This is a genomic window from Rhodoligotrophos appendicifer, assembly GCF_007474605.1.
GTDB classification, from domain to species: Bacteria; Pseudomonadota; Alphaproteobacteria; order Rhizobiales; family Im1; genus Rhodoligotrophos; species Rhodoligotrophos appendicifer.
In genome coordinates, this window is sequence record NZ_VHKL01000004.1 from 182,576 (window position 1) to 202,231 (window position 19,656).

The following is a 19,656-nucleotide window of genomic DNA, read 5'->3' on the forward strand; positions in this document are numbered from 1 at the left end:
TGATCAAGGGCTTAGCAGCTCCGCCTGCCAAATTCGTTCGACATAGTCCCGGATCGACCGATCGCTCGAGAAAATGCCGGATCCGGAGATATTTCTCGCGGCTTTGGTTGACCAGGCTGATGGGTCGCGCCAGGCATGATCGACGCGGGCCTGCGCCGTCCAATAGGAGTCGAAATCGGCCAGTAGGAGAAAATGGTCATTGCCATCGAGGAGACTGTCGACGATGGGCCAAAAGCAGGCCGGATCGGAGTTGAATTCACCTGCTCCAATCTGATCGATTGCTTCCTGCAGGCGGTGGTTCGTCCTATAGATCTCGCGCGAGGAATAGGTACCGCTCGCCCTGAGGGCCGCAACCTCCTCTACCGTCATGCCGAAGATGAAGATGTCGTCTGGGCCGACCGCTTCAGCGATTTCGACATTGGCGCCGTCGGCGGTCCCAATGGTCACGGCTCCGTTCAGCGCAAGCTTCATGTTGCCGGTGCCCGACGCCTCGGTGCCTGCCAAAGAGATCTGCTCCGACAGATCCGCGGCCGGAATGATGCGCTCGGCAAGAGAGACATTGTAGTCGGGCAGGAAGACCAGCTTCAATCGGTCGGACGTCAGCGGATCGGCGTTGATGCGCCTGCCGATGTCATGGGCGAGCTTGATGATCAACTTGGCCATGTGATAGGCGGAGGCTGCCTTCCCTGCCATGACGACGGTGCGCGGCACCCAGTCCTTCTCCGGTTCCGCCCGAATTGCATTCCATCGCGCCACCACACCAATCAAGTTGAGCAGCTGGCGCTTGTATTCGTGGATCCGCTTGACCTGCACATCGAACATGGAGGCAGGATCAACGTGCACGCCCAGGCGATCGTGGATCAAATTTGCCAGGGCAAGTTTGTTGGCCTGCTTGATATCCCGTAGGCGCGCACAAAAATCCACATCAGTCGAAAAGGCTTCCAGCTGTGAGAGCCTCGCCAGATCGCTTCGCCAGGTGGAACCGATCTTCTCGTCGATCAAGGCCGACAGCGCATGATTAGCCTGGGCGAGCCATCGCCTTGGAGTGATCCCGTTGGTCACGTTATCGAAGCGGTCCGGATAGATCGACGCGAATTGGGGAAACAGCTGCTCACGGACGAGGCGGCTGTGGAGCTTGGACACCCCGTTCACCTTCCGGCTCGCCAGCACCGACATGCGGCCCATATTGATCTGCGGGTGATCTCCCCCGGTGATCAGGGAGACCTCGCCGTCGCGGTCCTGATTCTCGCCGTGGAGCTCACGCAACCCGCTCAGAAAGCGCTGATTGATCTCTTCGATGATCTGCAGATGGCGCGGCAGGAGTCGGGCCATCATTTCGCTCGGCCAGACCTCTAGGGCCTCGGGCATCAAAGTGTGATTGGTATAGGAGAAGATCGCCGTCGCCAGATCCCAGGCGGCGTTCCATTCGACCTCGTGCTCGTCCACCAGCTGCCGCATGAATTCTGCCGGTGCCAAGGCGGGGTGCGTGTCGTTAAGATGGATGGCTGCTTTTTGCGGCAGCAGCGCCCAGTCATCATAATCCTCGCGAAAGCGACGGATAATATCCTGTATGGAGGCTGAGACAAAGAAATGCTCCTGGCGGAGACGCAGCTCACGGCCCTCCAGGGTGCTGTCGTCGGGATACAGGACGCGGACGACCGTCTTGGCACGAACGCGGGGCGCCAAGGCCTGTGCATAGTCGCCCCGATTGAAGGCTGCCAAGTCCATTGCTTGGACCGGCTTGGCGCTCCATAGGCGAAGGGTGTCAACGGCGCTGTGACCATGGCCCGGGACCAGAGTGTCATAGGCGATTGCGAACAGGTTCTCGGTATCGATCCAACTGGCCCGTTCACCGTGATGCTCGACACGACCTCCCAAACGGATCAGATACTGCCGTTCCGGGCGCAACATTTCCCACGGATTCGAGTCCGAGAGCCAGTCATCCGGCCGCTCAACCTGCCAACCATCCGCGATCTCCTGACGAAACATCCCAAATTCATAACGGATGCCGTAGCCGATGGCCGGAAGCCCGAGACACGCCATGGAGTCCATGAAGCAGGCGGCTAGTCGGCCCAGGCCGCCATTGCCCAGAGCCGGCGTCGCCTCAAGACCCAAAAGATCATTGAGATCCACACCGCATTCGGCCAGGGCCTGCCGGCATTCCCCGAGAAGACCCGTCGACATCAGTGCGTTCTCAAGATCGCGCGCCAGCAGGAACTCCATTGACAGATAGGAGACCTGCTTCAACCCCTCTTCATGCACGCGCCTGTTGGTCTCGTGCCAGCGCTCCACAAGGATCTCGCGGAGGGTAACGGCGGTCGCCTGAAACCAGTCCCGCTGGGTTGCCGTCTCAGGAGCGACGCCGAGGCCCAACACCAAACGGGCGAGGAGCGCCTCCTTCAACTTTGCCTCTGATGGTCGTGTCTCGTGGAAATTCATCATTGCCTCAAATAGGCTGCCGAACACCGGCATCTAATTCAAATGCTGATTGATCGAGAGCGACCCGCGCACAGGAGCGTCAATTTCCCTGCCGGCCCAAAATAGCCCTGGATGATAGCCGGTTCAATGACCAAGGGCCATCTATGGCCAATCGGCAACAGATCGGGGTGCCGCCCCCCCGATTTGCCCGCCGCCTCATTGTCGCCGCATCCCCCCTGTTCACAGGAAGACGAAAGCGCCGTCGGGCGGGGAGCTCGTCTCGGACTGCGGATTTTCGGGGATTCACACGGGGCGAAAGCCCAACAATCAAAGGATCATGGTTTGAGGAAAGCAGCCCTCACCGTCTTGACGGGTGCCGTCTGTTGCACGTTTCTCCTGGCACCAAAAGATTTTGCCCAAGCCTCGACCCGGCTCGAAGGGGTCGCTTCCTACTATGCCCATGGCAAGTACACGGCAAATGGCGAGCGGTTCAATCCAAGGGGCCTTACGGCCGCCCACCGTTCCCTGCCGTTCGGCACTAAGGTGCGCGTCACTCACAAAAAGACCGGCCGTTCTGTCATCGTCCGCATCAACGATCGGGGGCCCTTCTCTAAGCGGCGCGTGATCGACGTCTCGCGCGGCGCCGCTGAAGCGCTCGGCCTTATCCGCGCCGGGGTTGGCCGGGTCTATGTGGAAGTGGTCGACTAGCGAGCACGCCGACCGAACGCAAAGTTTCAAGCCCCGCAGGCCCGCCGCGGGGCTTTTTCTTTAGCCTCTTCGAGAGTCTTTGTCCCATCCAGACCTGAGGGGTCCTGATTTCTCTTGCACAAGTCCGTGGCGCCCGTGGCTTGGCGCGGCTCAATCAAAGAAAAAGGGCCGGTCACGATGACCGGCCCTTTAAGCTTTTCTGCGTCGATCTTCTTAGAAGAAGAACCAGGCACCGAACTGAGCGCGCACAGCGTCGTCCGTCTTGGTGCCAACCTTGAAGGGAGCCGCCAGTGATGACTGGTCAACCGTCCGCTGACGCTGGCCCCACATCACTTCCCAACCCAGGCGAAGCTGCTGGACCGGCTGCCAGATGATGTTGGCGTGAGCCGACATCACGTCGCCGTTGCGGTTCGCTCCGTTGCCGCCCAGGAACTCGGCGTCCTCAGCTGCATTGATGAAGTCCGAGCGCTTCTGATCCGTCCAGCCCCAACCGAAGTTCAGGGAGGTGGTGTCCGTGACGTTGAAGATCAGGCCGGCGAAGATACCCAGCGCCTGGATGGTATGGATGTCGCCGGTCGCGTCGACATAGGCACCACCGTTGGCACCGAAGGCATAGTTACCGATACCATCGCCATACTGGACCGAGGTGGTAAGGGTCGCGATATCAGCCAGGTTGATGTTGGCTGCACCCTGGATCGCCCAGCCGAGCTTCGTATCGGAGTTGAACGGCCCGACGACGGGGCTTCCCGCTCCCACATCGCCATCCAGGTGATACGTACGCAGACCACCAGAGACCAAGAACTTGTGGCCGCCGGGAGCGTCATACTGGAAGCGCGCCGTGAAGTCCGGGATATTGGCCGAGCTCTGACCAAAGGCGTTCAGCAGCTGGCCTTCCTGAGGAGCTTCGGCTGCGACGCCGAACTGCATCGGACCGTCATGCCACTGCAGGCGAACCTGTGCCGCACGAGATGTACCAATCAGACCGACGTCACCGTTGAAGTCCACCGTCGTGATGCCGGTGAAGACCGACATGTAGTTACGCCAGGTTTGACCGGCGCCGAACGTCCAGTTCGGGGTGACATCCCACTCGCCCCAAGCATGACGGAGACGGAAATCGGTACCACCGAAGGAGCCACCCGAGAAGAAGTCACCTTCGATCAAGGTACGAACCTGGCCAACCGCCGTGTCAGACTTCGACTTGATGTTGAAGCGCGACTGACGGGCATGCAGGCGAACGTGATCCTGGTCCTTCTGGCCATCGATCGCCGTGTAGCTGAAGAAGTCGCCCAGATCCTGGTCGAAATCATAGATCACGTCGCCCTTAACGTAACCGGCGATGGTGACTTCATGAACAGGAGCTGGCATATCGGCCGTCGGAGTGATCGCGACGGTGAATCCCCCCGCCGTCGGCATCTCGTCGCCCGCACGGTTGGTATTCCAGTCGGCCGTAGCCTCGGTTCCGCGCTGGAATGTGATCCAGCTTGCGCCTTCCGGCATGGCCGGAGCCGCCGGACGTGCTTCCAGTTGATTGACCTGCGACTGAAGCGCCTCAAGCTGGGCCTTCAGAGCACTCAATTCGTCGGCCTGTGCACCAGCGCTCATTACTGTGAGCGCTACTCCCCCGAGAAGCGCACGGCTGAGCCAGTGAAAGTTCATAAGCGTTCCCCTATCTCTCTCGTAAGTAACTTGCTGCACTATTGCGAAGCATCGCCTCCTACACAAGAGAACAAACACGCCAATGGGAGATCCAAGCTCGGTTTTCGACTGGTGTGGCGGGATTACCACATTGCCTGGGATGGCCTGCCGCGTTTGTGAATGCATGGCATTTCCGTGCTCAATCCGTGGCTTCAGAACCGTTGAATTCCTTTCTCTGGAGCCACATTTGCGCTAGGGAACAGGCAGTGAAGGGCTGGTTATGATTTCGACGCTGGATACAGGTTTCTGGAACGGCCTTCTTGGCCGATCAAAGAAGAAGTCCGTCGAGATTTTACCTGAAGGACTGCGGATCTACGCGGTTGGGGACATCCATGGATGTTATCACTTACTCGAAGATCTGTGGCTACGGATGCGCGCGGATGCGGAAGCCCGGCCTGCGCCCGAGCTGGTTGAGATCTATCTCGGGGACTATGTCGATCGCGGCCCATCGTCCAACGGCGTCATCGAATCACTCTGTAAACCCGCGCCGGAAGGTTGGGAGCGGGTGTGCCTGCGCGGCAATCACGAAGAGCTCATGCTCGGCTTCATTGAAAATCCTGCCAGCCTCGAACTTTGGCGGAGCGCAGGGGCCTTGGAGACGCTGGCATCCTATGCCGTCGACGTCACCCGCTCCCGCGATCCCGCTCAGGCAGAGGCAATCGCAGCGGACTTCTCCAGCAAACTCCCGCCCCATCACTTAGAGTTTCTCCGTGACCTCCCAGTTTACGTCAGTATTGGGCAGTATTTCTTCGTACATGCAGGCGTTAAGCCGGGAGTGCCTTTAGATCGCCAGCGGCAGCAGGAAATGCTGTGGATCCGCGACGCGTTTCTTCAAAGCGAGGCCGATTTCGGCAAGATCATCGTCCATGGCCATACGCCTGTGGAGCAGCCGGAATATCGAAAGAACCGAATCAATGTCGATACCGGAGCCTATCTCACGGGCCGCTTGACCTGCGTCGTGCTCGAAGGTGATTCGGTTCGCTTCCTGTAGCCGCAGAGTTCAGGGCTTGTGCGCCCTCTCCCCTGCCCTCAGTAGCGATTCGTGCCGGTGCCGGCGCGGAAGGACCGGTCTATGGCCTCAATGACGGCCGCTGCATGATCCTCTGGATCCCCGATGCCGCCATGGATGATAATCTCGGCCTTCTCAGGCGCCTCGTAGGGCGAATCAATTCCGGTGAAATTGGCGATCGCGCCAGCCCGGGCCTTGGCGTAAAGGCCCTTGGGATCGCGCTGCTCGCAGATTTCGATGGGTGTGTCGACATAGACCTCGAGAAAGGGCACGTCGCCAGCGATCTCGCGGGCCATACGGCGCTCGCGCCGGAACGGAGAGATGAAGGATACAAGCACGATCAGACCGGCTTCGGCCATGAGACGCGCCACCTCCGCCACCCGGCGGATATTCTCCACGCGGTCGGCATCGGTGAATCCGAGGTCGCGGTTCAGCCCGTGGCGGACATTGTCGCCGTCGAGCACATAGAGGTGCTTGCCCTCGGCATAGAGCCGCTTTTCCACCAAATTGGCGATGGTAGACTTCCCAGAGCCGGACAGGCCGGTAAACCACAATATCGCCGGTGACTGTCGTTTTTGCCCAGCTCGAGCAGCGCGGTCGATATCGAAGGACTGCCATGCGATGTTCGTCGCCCGCCGAAGGGCGAAGTCGATCATGCCCGCGCCGACCGTCGCATTGCTGATTCGGTCGACAAGGATGAAAGAACCGGTGGTCCGGTTCTCGGCGTAAGGGTCGAATGCGATTGGCCGGTCGGTAGCGATGTTCACGACGCCGACGCCGTTCAGGGCCAAAGTTTTGGCGGCGGCACGCTCCAGCGTGTTCACGTCAACACGATGCTTGAGCTCCGTCACGGATGCCGGCACCCGATCGTGGCCGATCTCTAAGATATATGAGCGACCAGGGATCATTTCATCCTCGGCCATCCAAACGAGATGAGCCTGCAGCTGGTCGGCCAGGGCCGGAAGCGCCGTCTCATGAGCGAGCATGTCGCCACGGGAAACATCGATCTCATCAGCGAGCTCGATGGTCACCGCATCGCCCGCCTGCGCGCGATGGAGATCGCCATCAAAGGTCGCAATCCGGCGGACGCGGCTCGCGGTTCGCGACCGGGTGACCATCAGCGTGTCGCCGACAGTCACGGTCCCGGCGGCGATGGTCCCCGAAAAGCCCCGGAAATCGAGATCAGGCCTGTTCACCCACTGCACCGGAAAGCGCAAGGGCTGGACGGCGGCGCGTTCGCGCTCATCATCGACGATTACGGTTTCGAGAAAATCCAGAAGCGCAGGTCCGTCATACCAAGCCATCCGGCTGGAGGAACTGGCGATGTTGTCGCCCATCAGGGCGGAGACGGGAATCAATTGCACATTGGGGAGGCCGATCTCGGCGGCGAAGGCCTCGAATTCCTCCTCGATGTCGCGGAAGGCAGCCTCGGAATAGTCGACAAGATCCATCTTGTTGACGGCCACCACCACATCGCGGATCCCGAGGAGGGCACAGATATAGGAATGGCGACGGGTTTGGGTGAGCACGCCTTTGCGGGCATCGATCAAGATCACCGCGAGATCGGCATTAGACGCGCCGGTCACCATGTTGCGCGTATATTGCTCATGGCCCGGCGTATCGGCGACGATGAACTTGCGCTTGGCGGTTGCAAAGAAGCGGTAGGCGACGTCGATGGTAATCCCCTGCTCGCGCTCGGCCTGTAGGCCGTCAACCAGCAGAGAGAAGTCGAAGCCGTCCTGTGTCACGGCACGGTTTACGCTTTCGTTCGCCAGTGCAGCCAGATGATCTTCAAGGACCAGCTCCGCATCATAGAGGAGGCGTCCTATCAGCGTCGACTTGCCATCGTCCACGCTGCCACAGGTGATGAAGCGCAGCAGGCCCTTGCGGTCCTCCGCAGCCAGGATGCGATCCAGCAGCTCGTGGGCGTCCAGCGATGCCGTATCGGCCATCAGAAATAGCCCTCTTGCTTCTTCTTTTCCATTGAGCCGACCTGATCGGTATCGATCAGCCGACCCTGGCGCTCTGACACACGGCTCGTATGCATCTCGACGAGGATCTCGGGCAAGGTGGTGGCCTTCGATTCCACGGCGCCGGACAATGGATAGCAACCGAGCGAGCGGAAGCGAATCCAGCGCATTTCCGGCTTTTCGTCACGTTCCATGGGCAGGCGATGATCGTCGACCATGATCCAAGCCCCCTGGCGGCGCACCACCGGCCTTGGCTTCGCCAAGTAGAGCGGCACGATCGGGATCTCTTCGCGGTAGACATATTGCCAGACGTCGCGCTCAGTCCAGTTCGACAAGGGGAAGACGCGCATGCTCTCGCCTGGCGATACGCGGGTATTGTATTGGCGCCAAAGCTCCGGCCGCTGGTTCTTCGGGTCCCAGCGCTGGGCGGAGGAGCGAAGGGAGAAGATGCGTTCCTTGGCGCGGCTCTTCTCCTCGTCGCGGCGCGCGCCGCCGATGGCTGCATCGAAGCGGCCCGCCGCGAGCGCATCACGCAAGGCCTTGGTCTTCATTAAGTCGTTATAGATTACCGACGAGTGGGTGAAGGGCGTGACCCCTGCCTCCACCGCTTCCACATTCGTATGGACGATGAGGTTGAAGCCGTACCGTTCGGCCGCCGCATCGCGAAACGTGATCATGTCCCGGAACTTCCACGTCGTGTCCACGTGGAGCAGCGGGAACGGGATCTTCGCCGGAAAGAATGCCTTCCTTGCCAGTTGCAGCAGCACGGAGGAATCCTTGCCGATCGAATAGAGCATCACGGGGCGCTCAAAGGCCGCGGCGACTTCACGGATGATCTGGATCGACTCTGCTTCGAGAAGCTTCAAATGTTGGGGAAGCGCTGTCATTTTTTCCCATGGCCAGGGCTGGCATCACTCTGGCAGCCGCCGGCGTCAGATCTCGCACGCGATCGAATGCCCCATGGGCGCAGCACCTAAAGGGATAGAGGCGCCCCGTCAAGCCAGGAGAATTGTCCTTCGCTCATCGGAGAGCCTGTCTCCAACGGGCTCAATGTTCCGGTGAGAAGCAGCCAACTGGCGTGGAGATTGGTGACGGCGTAGCGTCGGAACAGTCGACGGGGCTCCAATCCCAGCCGATAAAGCCACTCGCAGCCCATCCTCTGCATCAGCTCGGGTGCCCGGCTTCTGCTGCCACTCAGGAAATCAAAGAGGCCACCGCAGGTCTTGATCACGCCGACTCGGTCGAAAGCCCGTCGATGGCGCAGGACGAAATCTTGCTCGCGCGGCACGCCCAGGCCGACCCAGAGAATGTCAGGGGCTGCCGCATTGATGGCGTCGACGATCGCGGGTTCCGCGTCAGCGGCGAAGTAACCGTGATGACGTCCGGCAAGACGCAGCTCCGGATAGGCCTTGGTAATTGCTTGGGCGGCCCGAAGACTGGTTTGCTCGTCCGCGCCAAGACAATAGAACGAGAGAGCCTCACGCTCGGCGCGGGCGGCGATGTCGTGAAACAGGTCGGTTGTCGCGCAGCGTTCCGGGAGAGCCCTGGCCGACAGCGCCTGGGAGGCTAGAACCAAGGGCATGCCATCGGCATCAATCCCGTCCATCGACAGCATCGCGGACCGAAAGACAGGATCGACGGCGGCCCTCGACAAGACGTTGCCATTGGCCGAACTGAAAAGCTGAGGAAAGCTTCCGGCCAGGCGCGGACGGTGAGCCTGATGGACGAGATGATCCACCCATTGCCGACGGTCGAACGGGACGAGCGGCAGCATGCCGACGGTGACTTGCGGAAGCACCATGTTCTTGCTCCTTCATCAGGGTGTTTGAATTAGCTTCGGCTTTTGCCGCCCTCCTGCATGGCGCAGACGGCATGCCCAACGGCGCAGGTGGCGAAAGATCTTGCCCGGAATGATGCCCCTGGCCAGGCTCCTTGCGGCAGCGCTTGGCTTGAGACCTCCGACCAATCCGGCCAGGATGATGTCAGCAATGCTGCGGCCGAGACCGGGAAGACCGCGTAGAGCCACCAAATGGGTGGCCCGATAGTTGAGAACCGCTCGGCGGCCCATATGCGGCGTCATGGCAGTGAGCCACCGCTCCAGTTCCTGGACGCTTCCGCAGGTGGACAAGCGAGGCCCCCGATGATGGGCGTCGCAGTGCACCAGGACTTCCGGCACAAAGCGGAAGGTCGCACCCTGCAGCCAAAGGCGGATCACAAAATCGCTGTCATCGCCGTAACCCAGAGTCTCATTCCAACCCACGGCCACCGCCAATCGTCTGGGGACGACCAAGGAGGGCGTGGCGATCAGAGCCCCCGAGGCGAAGAGATAATCGGGAAGGGCTTCCCCAGCCGTCATGGCGCGCGCCGGCCGCACCTCTCCGACGCCATCGCCGAAATCCATCCAGACCCTGGAATAGATCACCGCTCCCGGCGTCTCCTCCAGATGCTCGGCTGCTCGTTCGAGCTTGCACGGTAAAAAGACATCATCGGAATCAAGGAAGGCGATATAGTCACCGCTGGCCGCCCTGATCCCGTCATTGCGCGCGGCCGCAGCGCCATACCCAGTGGCGCGGATGATCCGACCGGCGCCCGCCAGGACGCGATCCGCAGTTTCCGCCAAAGGGGGTTCGGAATGATCATCGACGATGATCAGTTCATACTCTGTCCAGGATTGGCACTGCACGGATGCTATGGCGCGACACAAGAGAGCGTGACGGTTGCGGCAGGGAATAATGACACTGAAGCGCGGCGCGTGGCGATCGCCGTCCTCCGGCATGCCTGTCGGACCTGAAGCAGACGAGAAGAAAGAGGAAGTTCCAGACACTGAGACCCTCGAGAGTATGGCAGGAGGTGATGTTGATGATCAGATACAGAAGCACGATCGTGGCTCCGAAGGCCGAACCTGGACCGCGCTCTTCGTCCGCCAGGACCGCCTTCAGGGCGCGCGTCGCCATCAGAATCATGAGAGCGCCATAGAGGCCGACCCCGGCGGCGCCGGTCTGCACCAAAGTGTCGAGATAGCCATTGTGGCTATCGGTGATTTGCCAGCCCAGGCTCTCATACAGGGCGCTGCCGCCGTGATAAGACCAGATGGCGTCGAAACCCGCTCCCCAGACCGGCTCTTTGAGATAAAGCCACCAGCAGAACTCCCAAATCGGCAGACGGCCGGTCAAATCAACGAACTCGTCGCCCAACATGATGCCGCTCGCGGAGAGCTCGAGGCGGTCGTAGCCGACAATCACCAAAGACTGAGCGAGGCCCACAGCGGCGATCAATCCCAAGGTCAGGAATGCCCAGCGGCGGTGCATGGTGGTGGTCGCCAGGAGGACCAGGGGTGTCCCCAGGAGAAAGAGCATCATGGCGGTTCGAGACATGGACATGACCAACGCTGCGATCGCCAGCCCAAGACCCAGCCAGCAAGCGGGCCGCCCTGCCCCGTTCCGCCGCCTCAAGACACTCAGCAGGCCGGTCAGAGCGGCGAGACGGCCGAACGCATTCTTCTGCTCGTAGAGTCCCGACCAAGCCTCACCCCTCTGAAAGCGCATGGTGCCGATGTCAGGTGCCGCCAGGGCAACGACCGACGACACGAGGACCAGCGAAAGGCAGACCCAGAACAACGTGTCGATAATTTCCGTGATCGCGAGCAGGCGCGCGAGGAGCCAAGCATTCAGCACCGTCAGCTCGAACATGGCCAGCTTGGCCAGAACCTCCCCATCCGCACCGCAGTTCGAGATGAGAAGATAGGCGTTGAACGCCACTAGCCATCCGGTCGCAATCGGAGTGAGGCTGGTCTCCCGACTCGGTCTGCGCCACAGACGGGCAAGGCAAGAAAGTGTGCTCGCCCCCGCCAGGGTCATGTAGTTCAACAGGCGCGGCTCGCCGAAAGGCACGAGTTCGGCAGCAAACGTACCGCTTAACGTCACAGCCAGCAGTGCCAAGGCGGCGCGCGGCGGCAGTCCGGTCAGACCCTGCCGGGACAAACGGAGGCCACGAGGCCGCGAGCGTCCCTGGCTTGCGTCGGCCACGCTATTGGCAGCTCCCCGCGGCGATCGGAATCAGACCTGCGCCCATCCGGAAAGGTCCCAGCCGAGGCGTGAAGCGAGAAGCTCTCTGTCGGCACGAAAGTGGTCGATCAGAAAGGCGCGGTCCTCCGGATCCATGGGCCTTGGCGGCTGTGAATGCCGGTCAATAGCCGCAAAGAGCTGCTGCTTGAGCCGGCGCCGAGCCCGGAGCGGCAGCAATGTCTTCACTCCGTCCTTCAGCAGATTTGGCCGTGAAAGCAGAAACTTGGCCTGACGCAAGACCGGAGACTGGGGCAGCAGCGTTCGGTTTGACGTCGTGGTCCAGGGCGGAGCTTCGTGGGGATCGAGGCCGAGAAAGATGAAGATGCGGCGCAGCGCTCCCGCCAAGTCCCGCTTCAGCTCTCCGAACTCCAGAACCATGACCCGGTCCTCTCCGAATTCCTTCACATAGTGTTCGAGCTGCTCGCCGAAGCGTCCGCAATAGAGATAGCGCCAGCCATAGAGCCAGTCGTCGCGAAGCCCTGCTCTCTCGTCTTGCAGAGCTTGACGGAAACTCTCCCTCGGCTCGAGACCCAGGGATCGCTGGAAAGTAAAAGCGGAATAGGCCCGCTCGGCAGGGTCCCGCAACACGGCAACAATCCGGGCATCGGCTGATGCCTGCCGGATCCTCTCTGCCGCCCGGGGATGGGGCAGATAGAACGTGCTCGCATCACCGAGAATGCATTGGCCTCTCGCCCCCGCAAAAAGAGCGCGATACTGCGCTTCGCTGCGGATCACCATCCAGTGGTCGGCACCCGTCATCTTGCTCCCGCGCGGCACGCGGAAGTGCGATGCTGCCTCGCCATCGGACCAGACGAAGTAGAACGGCTCCTTTTCTGAGGAAAAGAAAATGTCCGGATGACGCCTCAGCCCCTCATAAAGGCTGGTCGTGCCCGCCTTCATGGCCCCAATCAGAAAGAAATTTGGGATGCGGTTGCTCATGAGACCGGACTCGGGAACAGTGGTCGCGTCAGTTCCAGCAGTGCAGACAACAGGCAAAGGTCACGAGACACCGCAAGGTGATGATGCAAGCCTGGGCGAGGGCGAGCCCCATGATGCCGAAGGTGAAGCCGGCGGCGGCGGCGAGGATCAATGCTGAAACATTGAACAGAAGCGAGAGCCGCATGGCCAGATGTTCGTGACCCGTTACCATCAACAGGGCACCGGCGGGGCCTGTCGCTGCATTGACGAGCTGGGCGAAGGCGAGCACCAGCAGCGGTGCATAGCCCTGTGCGAAGTCTTGGGAAATGGCGGCCAGGAGATGTTCGCCAAAGGCCGCCAACAGAATAAAACCCGCACCTGCCGCCGCGCCGCCATAGAGGCAGCTGGTCGCGAAGGCCGCCCGCAGACGGGCATGATCGCGCCGCGCCCACAACGTGGCCATACGGGGGGTTGCCGCAGCAGTGATCGCAGCGAGGATCAGGGTCAAAAGCATCGCCGTCCGATCGATGAGCAGGAACAGCCCAGCTTTCTCAACTGTCAGCACCATGCCAATGACCAGGATGCCAGCCTGGGCGCCGAAGGCGGCAGCGACAGTCGAGATCCACACGCTGCGGGAAAGGGGCCAGAAATCGGCTTCCCCTGCGGCGTTTCGTGCTCCGTCGGGGGCGAAGCCAACAGGAAGCCGCATCGTCCAGGCGGAAAGTCCTAAGGCCGTCGCCATGGTCACCAGCACCAAGGAGACGCTGAGACCGAACCCGGATCCCAGGGCGACGAAAAGGATTGCGAGCATGATCAAGCGCCAAAGAATGTCGCGCGAGACGAGCGCCGCGACGAGGCGTCGGCTCGCCCGGAGCACCGCCGACCGCCATTCCAGGATGGTGGAGGCTGCACCGGCTGCAGCCACGAAAGCATAGAAGCCGGCGGGAGCCGTTCCGAGCCCCAGAAGGGTCGCAATCTCGCCCCCTGCTGCGGTCACCAGCGCGGCAACGACCGCACCTCGAACCACTAGGAGACGCGACCGCTCCGCCGCATGCGAACCGCCCATCAGAGTAAGGCCCGGGGCGTCACCCATGAACCGCAACACTGCCAGAGGCTGACCACATCCGGCGATGGACGTGAAGAGACCAATCAGAGCCAATCCAAGACCAATCCAACCGATCTCGGTGGGCGACATGGACAGGCCAAGTAGAAGAATCAATCCATAGCCCATCACCATGCCAATTCCGCGCAACAGCACAGCCCAGGCCACGGGTCGGTTCAGCTCTGTGGATAGCAGAGCACGCAGATTTGCAGACATGAAGCGCGTTCTCCGAGAAAACGGCAGCATCGGTCGGACCACGGCGCAGGAGCGCAGTTTCGGGAGACCGAGTGCCCCAGGAAGAATGGGCGCGGGGGTTCAAATGGTCGCTTGGGAGCTGCCGGCATTGTTGCCGGCAGGCAATCCAGCGATTGCAGCCACTCAGGCGGCAGATGTCGTCTCAGGCGAGCGTCCGTAAACGTCGTCGTATCGAATGATATCGTCCTCACCGAGATAGGGCCCCGACTGGACTTCGATCAACAGGGCCGGAATTCGGCCAGGATTGGAAAGCCGGTGGCGTGCACCCGTCGGGATATAGGTCGACTCGTTTTCGGTCAGCAGGAACGCCTCATCGCCGCGAACCACCTCGACGGTGCCGGAGACCACGATCCAGTGCTCGGCGCGGTGCATATGGCTCTGCAGAGACAGCTTGGCACCGGGCTTCACCATGATGGATTTGACCTGGTACCGACTGTCCAGGCTCAATCCCTGGTACCATCCCCATGGACGGTGAACCCGCGGATGATGCACAGCCTCGGGTCGGCCTTGGGCATGCAGCTTCTCCACCAATCCTTTCAAATCGCCGGCCCGCGCGCGGGAGGTCACAAGTACCGCGTCCTGAGTGGCGATCGTCACGACGTCCTCCAAACCGATCATCGCCACACAGGCATCTTCGGCATAGACGAGGCAGTTCTTCGTATCCTCCAGGATAACATCACCGCGCGTAGCGTTGCCGTCGGCGTCCTTCACAGCGATTTCTTGTATCGATGTCCAGGAACCACAGTCACTCCAGCCGGTCTCGAGCGCCACGCAAGCGATATTAGTGACCTTCTCCATGATGGCATAGTCGAGCGAGATACGCGGAGCCTTCTCATAGGCGGATGGTTCAAGGCGCACGAAGTCGAGATCGACGGAGGCATTGGCCAGGGCATCCGTGCACCATTCGAGAATCTCTGGCTGCAGCGATTCGAAATGCTGCAGAAGCGTTTCGGCGCGAAACAGGAAAAGGCCGGCATTCCAGAGAAAGCTGCCGCTTGCCAGATAATCCTGCGCCACTTCGAGGCTCGGCTTCTCCACGAAGCGCTTCACCGCACGCGGCAGACCGCCAGTGGCCGGGCTGTCCGGATCGAGCTCGATATAGCCATATCCGGTCTCCGGCCGGTTCGGAACCACCCCGAAGACAACAATCTGACCAGCTTGAGCTGCTGCAATGCCATTGCTGATCGAGGCTCGAAACTGGGCATTGTCGGCAATCAGGTGATCACAGGGCATCAGAAGTACCAAGCGATCGGGGTCCTCTCGCGCAGCAAGCAGAGCTGCCATACACGCCGCAGGAGCGGTGTCACGGCCCATGGGCTCCAACACCACCGTGGCTTGCTTCAACCCAGATTCCAGAGCTTGCTCGGCGATCAGAAAGCGGTGGTCGGCTTGGCCAAGAATGAAGGCCGGCCGAAAGGGCTCCCCCTGTATCCGATCACAGGTCTGCTGAAATAGGCTGGTCTCCCCCACCAAAGTGACAAACTGCTTCGGATAGTCCCGGCGTGACAAAGGCCACAGCCGCGTGCCTGAGCCACCGGCGAGTAAAATCGGAGACACTATACCTTCGTTCATCTTGCCTCTTTTGGCACCTTCGACCGGCGGCGGGCCCAGCACGGTGCCGTAGCCAAAAAGAGTCGCCCCGATCGCGCCATCGTATCGCATGCCTAACCGATTATCCCCATGCTGAACACCTTTCCGATGAAGTTTTCAAGAAAATGCTGCCGCCATCCGGGTGACGTGCGTCACCCGGAGCAATCCTTCCGCCGCGACCCGCAATAGTCGGCTTCGGGTCTCAGCAGCGCAGCACGCGAACACATAGACTCTGGCCGGCTTCCGCAAATGCCGGCGACCCATCAGTCGAGCTGGCGGCGATCGCTTCCAAACTGCAACCTTGGCAGCGGAGCGGGTATTTTCGCGGCAGCGGGAAGTCCAATCTCGAGGGATACCTGGCGGTTCATCATGCTCAGCAAGAGCCGGATACTGGCATTCTTGTCCGAGCGCTCGAGAACTCCGAGCTGATCGGCGAAGGGGCCGGCGAGCATCCGCACTCTGCCGCCCAGAGCGAAATCAGAGATGAAGTGCACTATTCCGTCACTATCGCAGGAAGCAATGAGCGTTTCCACGACGCCGGATCTTATCGGGGTAGGCACATCCCCCACCGCTATCAACTGCCTGATCCCGGGTGTGGCATTCACCATGCGCCAGGGGTCTTGCGCCAAGTTCAGATGGACGAAGACATAGCCCGGAAACAGGGCGGCCCTTTCCGTCCGCAACTGGCGCGCATGACGAATGCTGCGCAGGCGCCAGGGACAGAAGCTGAGCATCCCCTGACGGGTGAGGTTGTTCCCCGCAAAGGCTTCGCGGCCGACAGCCACGCTGGCCACATACCAACGCGGACCGATGACTGCCGGCAATGCGGTGCGGGGCGTCATATCCAAGCCATTTCCTTCGCCCTTGCTGCTTCCGGCACGTTTTCGGTGCAAGAATGGCCGGTAACGCGGTGTGGTCGGCATGATTCTCCCCAACGGAATTTCTAATCCGCCCTCGTTTGAGGCTTGAGAATTCTTATCCACTCGCGTCGCCGGCTTGGCATCGAAATGCCTCGCCCCCGCGACCGGCGACGCGAATGGTCCCTCAAAAGCTTTTTTGGCAAGAGCTTTTGCTGTGTTAACGCCGCATTTGCAGCGTATTTAAAAGGTTATCTAACTAATTTTTACTGTCAATATTTAATTTGTTGACTTTTTCCTGAGGTTTTTCAATCAGACAACCGAATCATATTGATGATTCTGGATAGTTGTTCAGCACACCGATTTTTTCATCTATATGACGGACCCGGAGTATTGCTGTAGCCGCGTCACTGCGGCTGTCGGAAGGGTGCATTCGTGAGCACACGCTCCCACGAATTGGGCTCCGACCTGCGCCGCCACTCGTCTGTTCAAGGAACGCTTAGAATCAGTCGCCGATCACTGACTCGTGGCCGTGACTGCCCGCAGCTTCACCAAGCCAAGAACGACGTCGATGGTCGGCGTCGGCAGCTGCAGGTGGCGGGCAATTTCCTGGACCGAAGAGACCAGCGCGTCGATCTCGAGCGGCCGTCCACGCTCGAGATCCTGCAACATGGAGGTCTTATGCGCGCCCACCGCCTCGCCCCCGGCGATGCGTTTGTCGACCCCTATGGCAAAGCGGACGCCAAGAGCCTCGCCAACCGCCTGTGCCTCGATCATCATCTGGCGGATGACCGCACGGGTCTCCGGGAAACGGCAAATCTGCTCCAAGGTCCCACCGGTCAGCGCACTCACCGGATTGAAGCTCAAATTGCCCCAAAGCTTGATCCAGATGTCGTCTCGGATCCGAGGCCTGATCGGCGCCTTCAAGCCACCTGCCTTCAACATCTCAGCGAGCTTCAAAACACGCTCCGAGGTCTCGCCCGAGGGCTCTCCCAAAACGAAGCGATCGCCGTCGATCAGGCGAACGACACCGGGAGCTTCCACCTCGCAGGCGGGATAGACGACGCAGCCGATAGCCCGCTCAGGGCCAAAGAGCCGCCACTGCAGTCCCCCCGGGTCGACGCTTTCGACCGTGCGGTTCTCCAAGGGTCCGCCATGCCTATAGAAATACCACCAGGGCAAGCCATTGACCGCGGTGACCACAGCTGTCTGGTCATGGAAAAGGGTCGTGATGCGGCTTGCCAAGGGCGGCACCGAATGGGCCTTGAGGGCAATGATCACATAGTCCTGCGGCCCAAGATCCTCCGGCTGATCAGAAGCCTCGACCTCGACCCGGCGCTCCCACTCGGCTGTCCGCAGGCACAGGCCGTGGCGCCGGACCGCCGCCAGATGCTCTCCACGCGCGACGATGGAAACATCGGCCCCAGCTTCGGCCAGTGCGAAAGCAAGATAGCCCCCAATGGCGCCGGCCCCGTAGATGCAGATCCGCATCAGCAGAGTCCGAGTTTCTCGGCCAGGCCGATCCGCTGCAGTTTGCCGGTCGCACCCTTTGGGATCTCGGGTACCACCAGCACCTGACGTGGAACCTTGAAGTCAGCCAAGCGCTTGGACACGAAGTCTCGTATCTCCTGCGGCGTCGCGGTCAAGCCTTCGCGCAGCACAACGGCCGCTCCCACCTCCTCGCCCAGCTTGGCGTGCGGCACGGCGAAGGTGACCGCCTGAGCGACTGCCGGATGGTCCATAATCACCTCGTCCACTTCTCGGGGAGCAATCTTCTCACCTCCGCGGTTGATGATTTCCTTGATGCGGCCGGTTATGCGCAGATAGCCGGCGTCATCCAGGATGCCCTGATCGCCAGTTCGAAACCAGCGGTCGCCGCCGTCGCCGACATCGGCGAAGCCCTCAGCATTGGCTTTCGGATTGTTTTCGTAGCCGGCGGTGACGTTTGGCCCGCGAATTACGATCTCCCCTTCCTGGCCCGCTCCAAGCAAAGCGCCCCCAGCGCCGAGGATCGCCAGTTCGGGGCCCGCTGCGATCCCGACGCAACCCGGATGACGCAGACGGGGCGGCAAGGGATTCGACGCCATTTGATGGGCGGCCTCGGTCATGCCATAGGCCTCGATGACCGGACACCCGAAGACGTCCTCCAGTTCCGTCATGACCGTCGGCGGAAGGGAGGAGGACGAGGATCGGATGAAGCGCAGCTGCAAGCCTTCGATGACGTCGCGGTTGCGGGGCGCGCGCGACAGGATCGCCTGATGCATGGTCGGCACCGCAGTATACCAGGTGGGCTCGATGTCGGCGAACCAGCGGAAGATCTTCAGGGCATCGAAGCCAGGCGTGCAGTAGACCGACGCACCGGCCCGCAAGGAACTGAGCACCGCCGCGATCAGCCCATGGATGTGGAACAGCGGCATGATGTTGAGGCAACGATCGGCGGGGGTCAGTGTCAGCGTCTCCGCGATGTGGGCGGCGGAGGCGGTCAGATTGGCACCCGTCAAGGGCACGATCTTGGGCCGCGACGTTGTGCCTGACGTATGCAGGACAAGGGCCTCGTCGCCCGCTGAGGCCGCTGTTGCCTTGCCTTTGGCTCCATCATGCCTAATGGCAAAGGCACCTGCGGGACCGTCGCGGTCTTCCAGGAGCTCCACGATAGGGACGCCCAACCGATCCGCCACCGCGCGGGCGGGGGTAGAAAAGCCCTCTGGGACCAAGAGAATCTTCGCCCGGAGATCGTTGATGTAGAATTCGAACTCTTCTTCGCGATAGGCGGGGTTGAGAGGTGCCGCGCAAGCATAGGCCGCGACAGCGACAAAGCTTGTGGCCGCCATGGGGCCGTTGGGAATGACCATGGCAACCCGGTCGCCGGCCTTGAGGCCGAGGCCCGCCAGATCGGCTCCGACACTGGATACCAGGCCGCGCAGCCCGCCATAGGTCAAACGCTGCCGGTCAGGCGCGCCGATGGCTATATCCGCCTCAGCACCCAGGCTGAGCAACTCCGCCACCGACTGTTTACCTGCTGTCGCCACGACGCATCTCCCTGATCCTTAATCCTCGGGGTTGTTTAAAC

15 protein-coding genes are annotated in these 19,656 nt (G+C 61.1%); 2 read left to right on the forward strand and 13 right to left on the reverse strand.

Annotated elements, in window-relative coordinates:
- Positions 1–3 precede the first annotated feature (3 nt).
- Positions 4–2,403, reverse strand: coding sequence for a glycogen/starch/alpha-glucan phosphorylase (locus FKM97_RS10410; protein ID WP_246105021.1), 2,400 nt, complete (start codon positions 2,401–2,403; stop codon positions 4–6).
- 357 nt (positions 2,404–2,760) lie between these two features.
- Between FKM97_RS10410 and FKM97_RS26650 the strand changes: the two genes are divergently transcribed.
- Complete coding sequence (locus FKM97_RS26650) at positions 2,761–3,126, forward strand: septal ring lytic transglycosylase RlpA family protein (RefSeq protein WP_428977901.1); 366 nt, start codon at positions 2,761–2,763, stop codon at positions 3,124–3,126.
- 213 nt (positions 3,127–3,339) lie between these two features.
- On the opposite strand, the gene FKM97_RS10420 is transcribed toward FKM97_RS26650, so the two are convergent.
- Entirely contained in the window at positions 3,340–4,782 is a 1,443-nt protein-coding gene (locus tag FKM97_RS10420; protein ID WP_144292360.1) for a DcaP family trimeric outer membrane transporter, read from the reverse strand.
- 259 nt (positions 4,783–5,041) lie between these two features.
- Between FKM97_RS10420 and FKM97_RS10425 the strand changes: the two genes are divergently transcribed.
- Positions 5,042–5,812: a metallophosphoesterase family protein gene (locus tag FKM97_RS10425; protein ID WP_144292361.1), complete on the forward strand. Its 771-nt coding sequence runs from the start codon at positions 5,042–5,044 to the stop codon at positions 5,810–5,812.
- 38 nt (positions 5,813–5,850) lie between these two features.
- Here FKM97_RS10425 and cysN read toward each other — a convergent pair whose 3' ends face one another.
- From cysN to FKM97_RS10480, 11 genes are all read right to left on the reverse strand, one after another.
- The gene (cysN, locus tag FKM97_RS10430) at positions 5,851–7,782 is read right to left on the reverse strand and encodes a sulfate adenylyltransferase subunit CysN (protein ID WP_144292362.1); all 1,932 of its coding nucleotides are present in this window, start codon (positions 7,780–7,782) and stop codon (positions 5,851–5,853) included.
- Positions 7,782–8,687 carry a sulfate adenylyltransferase subunit CysD gene (gene cysD / locus FKM97_RS10435; RefSeq protein WP_144292363.1) on the reverse strand — a complete coding sequence of 302 codons (906 nt, stop codon included), beginning with the start codon at positions 8,685–8,687 and terminating at the stop codon, positions 7,782–7,784. The genes cysN and cysD overlap by 1 nt, the downstream gene beginning before the upstream one ends.
- A gap of 86 nt (positions 8,688–8,773) precedes the next feature.
- Positions 8,774–9,601, reverse strand: coding sequence for a WecB/TagA/CpsF family glycosyltransferase (locus FKM97_RS10440; RefSeq protein ID WP_144292364.1), 828 nt, complete (start codon positions 9,599–9,601; stop codon positions 8,774–8,776).
- A 15-nt stretch (positions 9,602–9,616) separates the two neighbouring features.
- Positions 9,617–10,504: a glycosyltransferase family 2 protein gene (locus tag FKM97_RS10445; RefSeq protein ID WP_246105022.1), complete on the reverse strand. Its 888-nt coding sequence runs from the start codon at positions 10,502–10,504 to the stop codon at positions 9,617–9,619.
- Entirely contained in the window at positions 10,455–11,825 is a 1,371-nt protein-coding gene (locus FKM97_RS10450) for an O-antigen ligase family protein (RefSeq protein WP_144292366.1), read from the reverse strand. Before FKM97_RS10450 ends, FKM97_RS10445 begins: the two co-directional genes overlap by 50 nt.
- Before the next feature lie 30 nt (positions 11,826–11,855).
- Positions 11,856–12,803 (reverse strand): sulfotransferase family protein, encoded by a 948-nt coding sequence (locus FKM97_RS10455; protein WP_144292367.1) that lies wholly within the window; start codon positions 12,801–12,803, stop codon positions 11,856–11,858.
- Positions 12,804–12,831: 28 nt separating this feature from the next.
- Complete coding sequence (locus FKM97_RS10460; protein ID WP_144292368.1) at positions 12,832–14,100, reverse strand: lipopolysaccharide biosynthesis protein; 1,269 nt, start codon at positions 14,098–14,100, stop codon at positions 12,832–12,834.
- A gap of 162 nt (positions 14,101–14,262) precedes the next feature.
- Complete coding sequence (locus tag FKM97_RS10465) at positions 14,263–15,711, reverse strand: mannose-1-phosphate guanylyltransferase/mannose-6-phosphate isomerase (RefSeq protein ID WP_144292369.1); 1,449 nt, start codon at positions 15,709–15,711, stop codon at positions 14,263–14,265.
- A 281-nt stretch (positions 15,712–15,992) separates the two neighbouring features.
- Entirely contained in the window at positions 15,993–16,571 is a 579-nt protein-coding gene (nusG, locus tag FKM97_RS10470) for a transcription termination/antitermination protein NusG (protein WP_170240852.1), read from the reverse strand.
- Positions 16,572–17,102: 531 nt separating this feature from the next.
- The gene (locus FKM97_RS10475) at positions 17,103–18,077 is read right to left on the reverse strand and encodes a 2-dehydropantoate 2-reductase (RefSeq protein ID WP_144292371.1); all 975 of its coding nucleotides are present in this window, start codon (positions 18,075–18,077) and stop codon (positions 17,103–17,105) included.
- Complete coding sequence (locus FKM97_RS10480; protein WP_144292372.1) at positions 18,077–19,615, reverse strand: acyl--CoA ligase; 1,539 nt, start codon at positions 19,613–19,615, stop codon at positions 18,077–18,079. Before FKM97_RS10480 ends, FKM97_RS10475 begins: the two co-directional genes overlap by 1 nt.
- Between the last annotated feature and the right edge of the window lie 41 nt (positions 19,616–19,656).

What these genes read in the sequence shown, in the direction of transcription:
- cysN (WP_144292362.1), bottom strand. Translation starts at nt 7,782, where the DNA reads ATGGCCGATACGGCATCGCTGGACGCCCACGAGCTGCTGGATCGCATC.
- FKM97_RS10455 (WP_144292367.1), bottom strand. Translation starts at nt 12,803, where the DNA reads ATGAGCAACCGCATCCCAAATTTCTTTCTGATTGGGGCCATGAAGGCG.
- FKM97_RS10440 (WP_144292364.1), bottom strand. Translation starts at nt 9,601, where the DNA reads ATGGTGCTTCCGCAAGTCACCGTCGGCATGCTGCCGCTCGTCCCGTTC.
- FKM97_RS10465 (WP_144292369.1), bottom strand. Translation starts at nt 15,711, where the DNA reads ATGAACGAAGGTATAGTGTCTCCGATTTTACTCGCCGGTGGCTCAGGC.
- cysD (WP_144292363.1), bottom strand. Translation starts at nt 8,687, where the DNA reads ATGACAGCGCTTCCCCAACATTTGAAGCTTCTCGAAGCAGAGTCGATC.
- FKM97_RS10460 (WP_144292368.1), bottom strand. Translation starts at nt 14,100, where the DNA reads ATGTCTGCAAATCTGCGTGCTCTGCTATCCACAGAGCTGAACCGACCC.
- FKM97_RS10425 (WP_144292361.1), top strand. Translation starts at nt 5,042, where the DNA reads ATGATTTCGACGCTGGATACAGGTTTCTGGAACGGCCTTCTTGGCCGA.
- FKM97_RS10420 (WP_144292360.1), bottom strand. Translation starts at nt 4,782, where the DNA reads ATGAACTTTCACTGGCTCAGCCGTGCGCTTCTCGGGGGAGTAGCGCTC.
- FKM97_RS10475 (WP_144292371.1), bottom strand. Translation starts at nt 18,077, where the DNA reads ATGCGGATCTGCATCTACGGGGCCGGCGCCATTGGGGGCTATCTTGCT.
- nusG (WP_170240852.1), bottom strand. Translation starts at nt 16,571, where the DNA reads ATGACGCCCCGCACCGCATTGCCGGCAGTCATCGGTCCGCGTTGGTAT.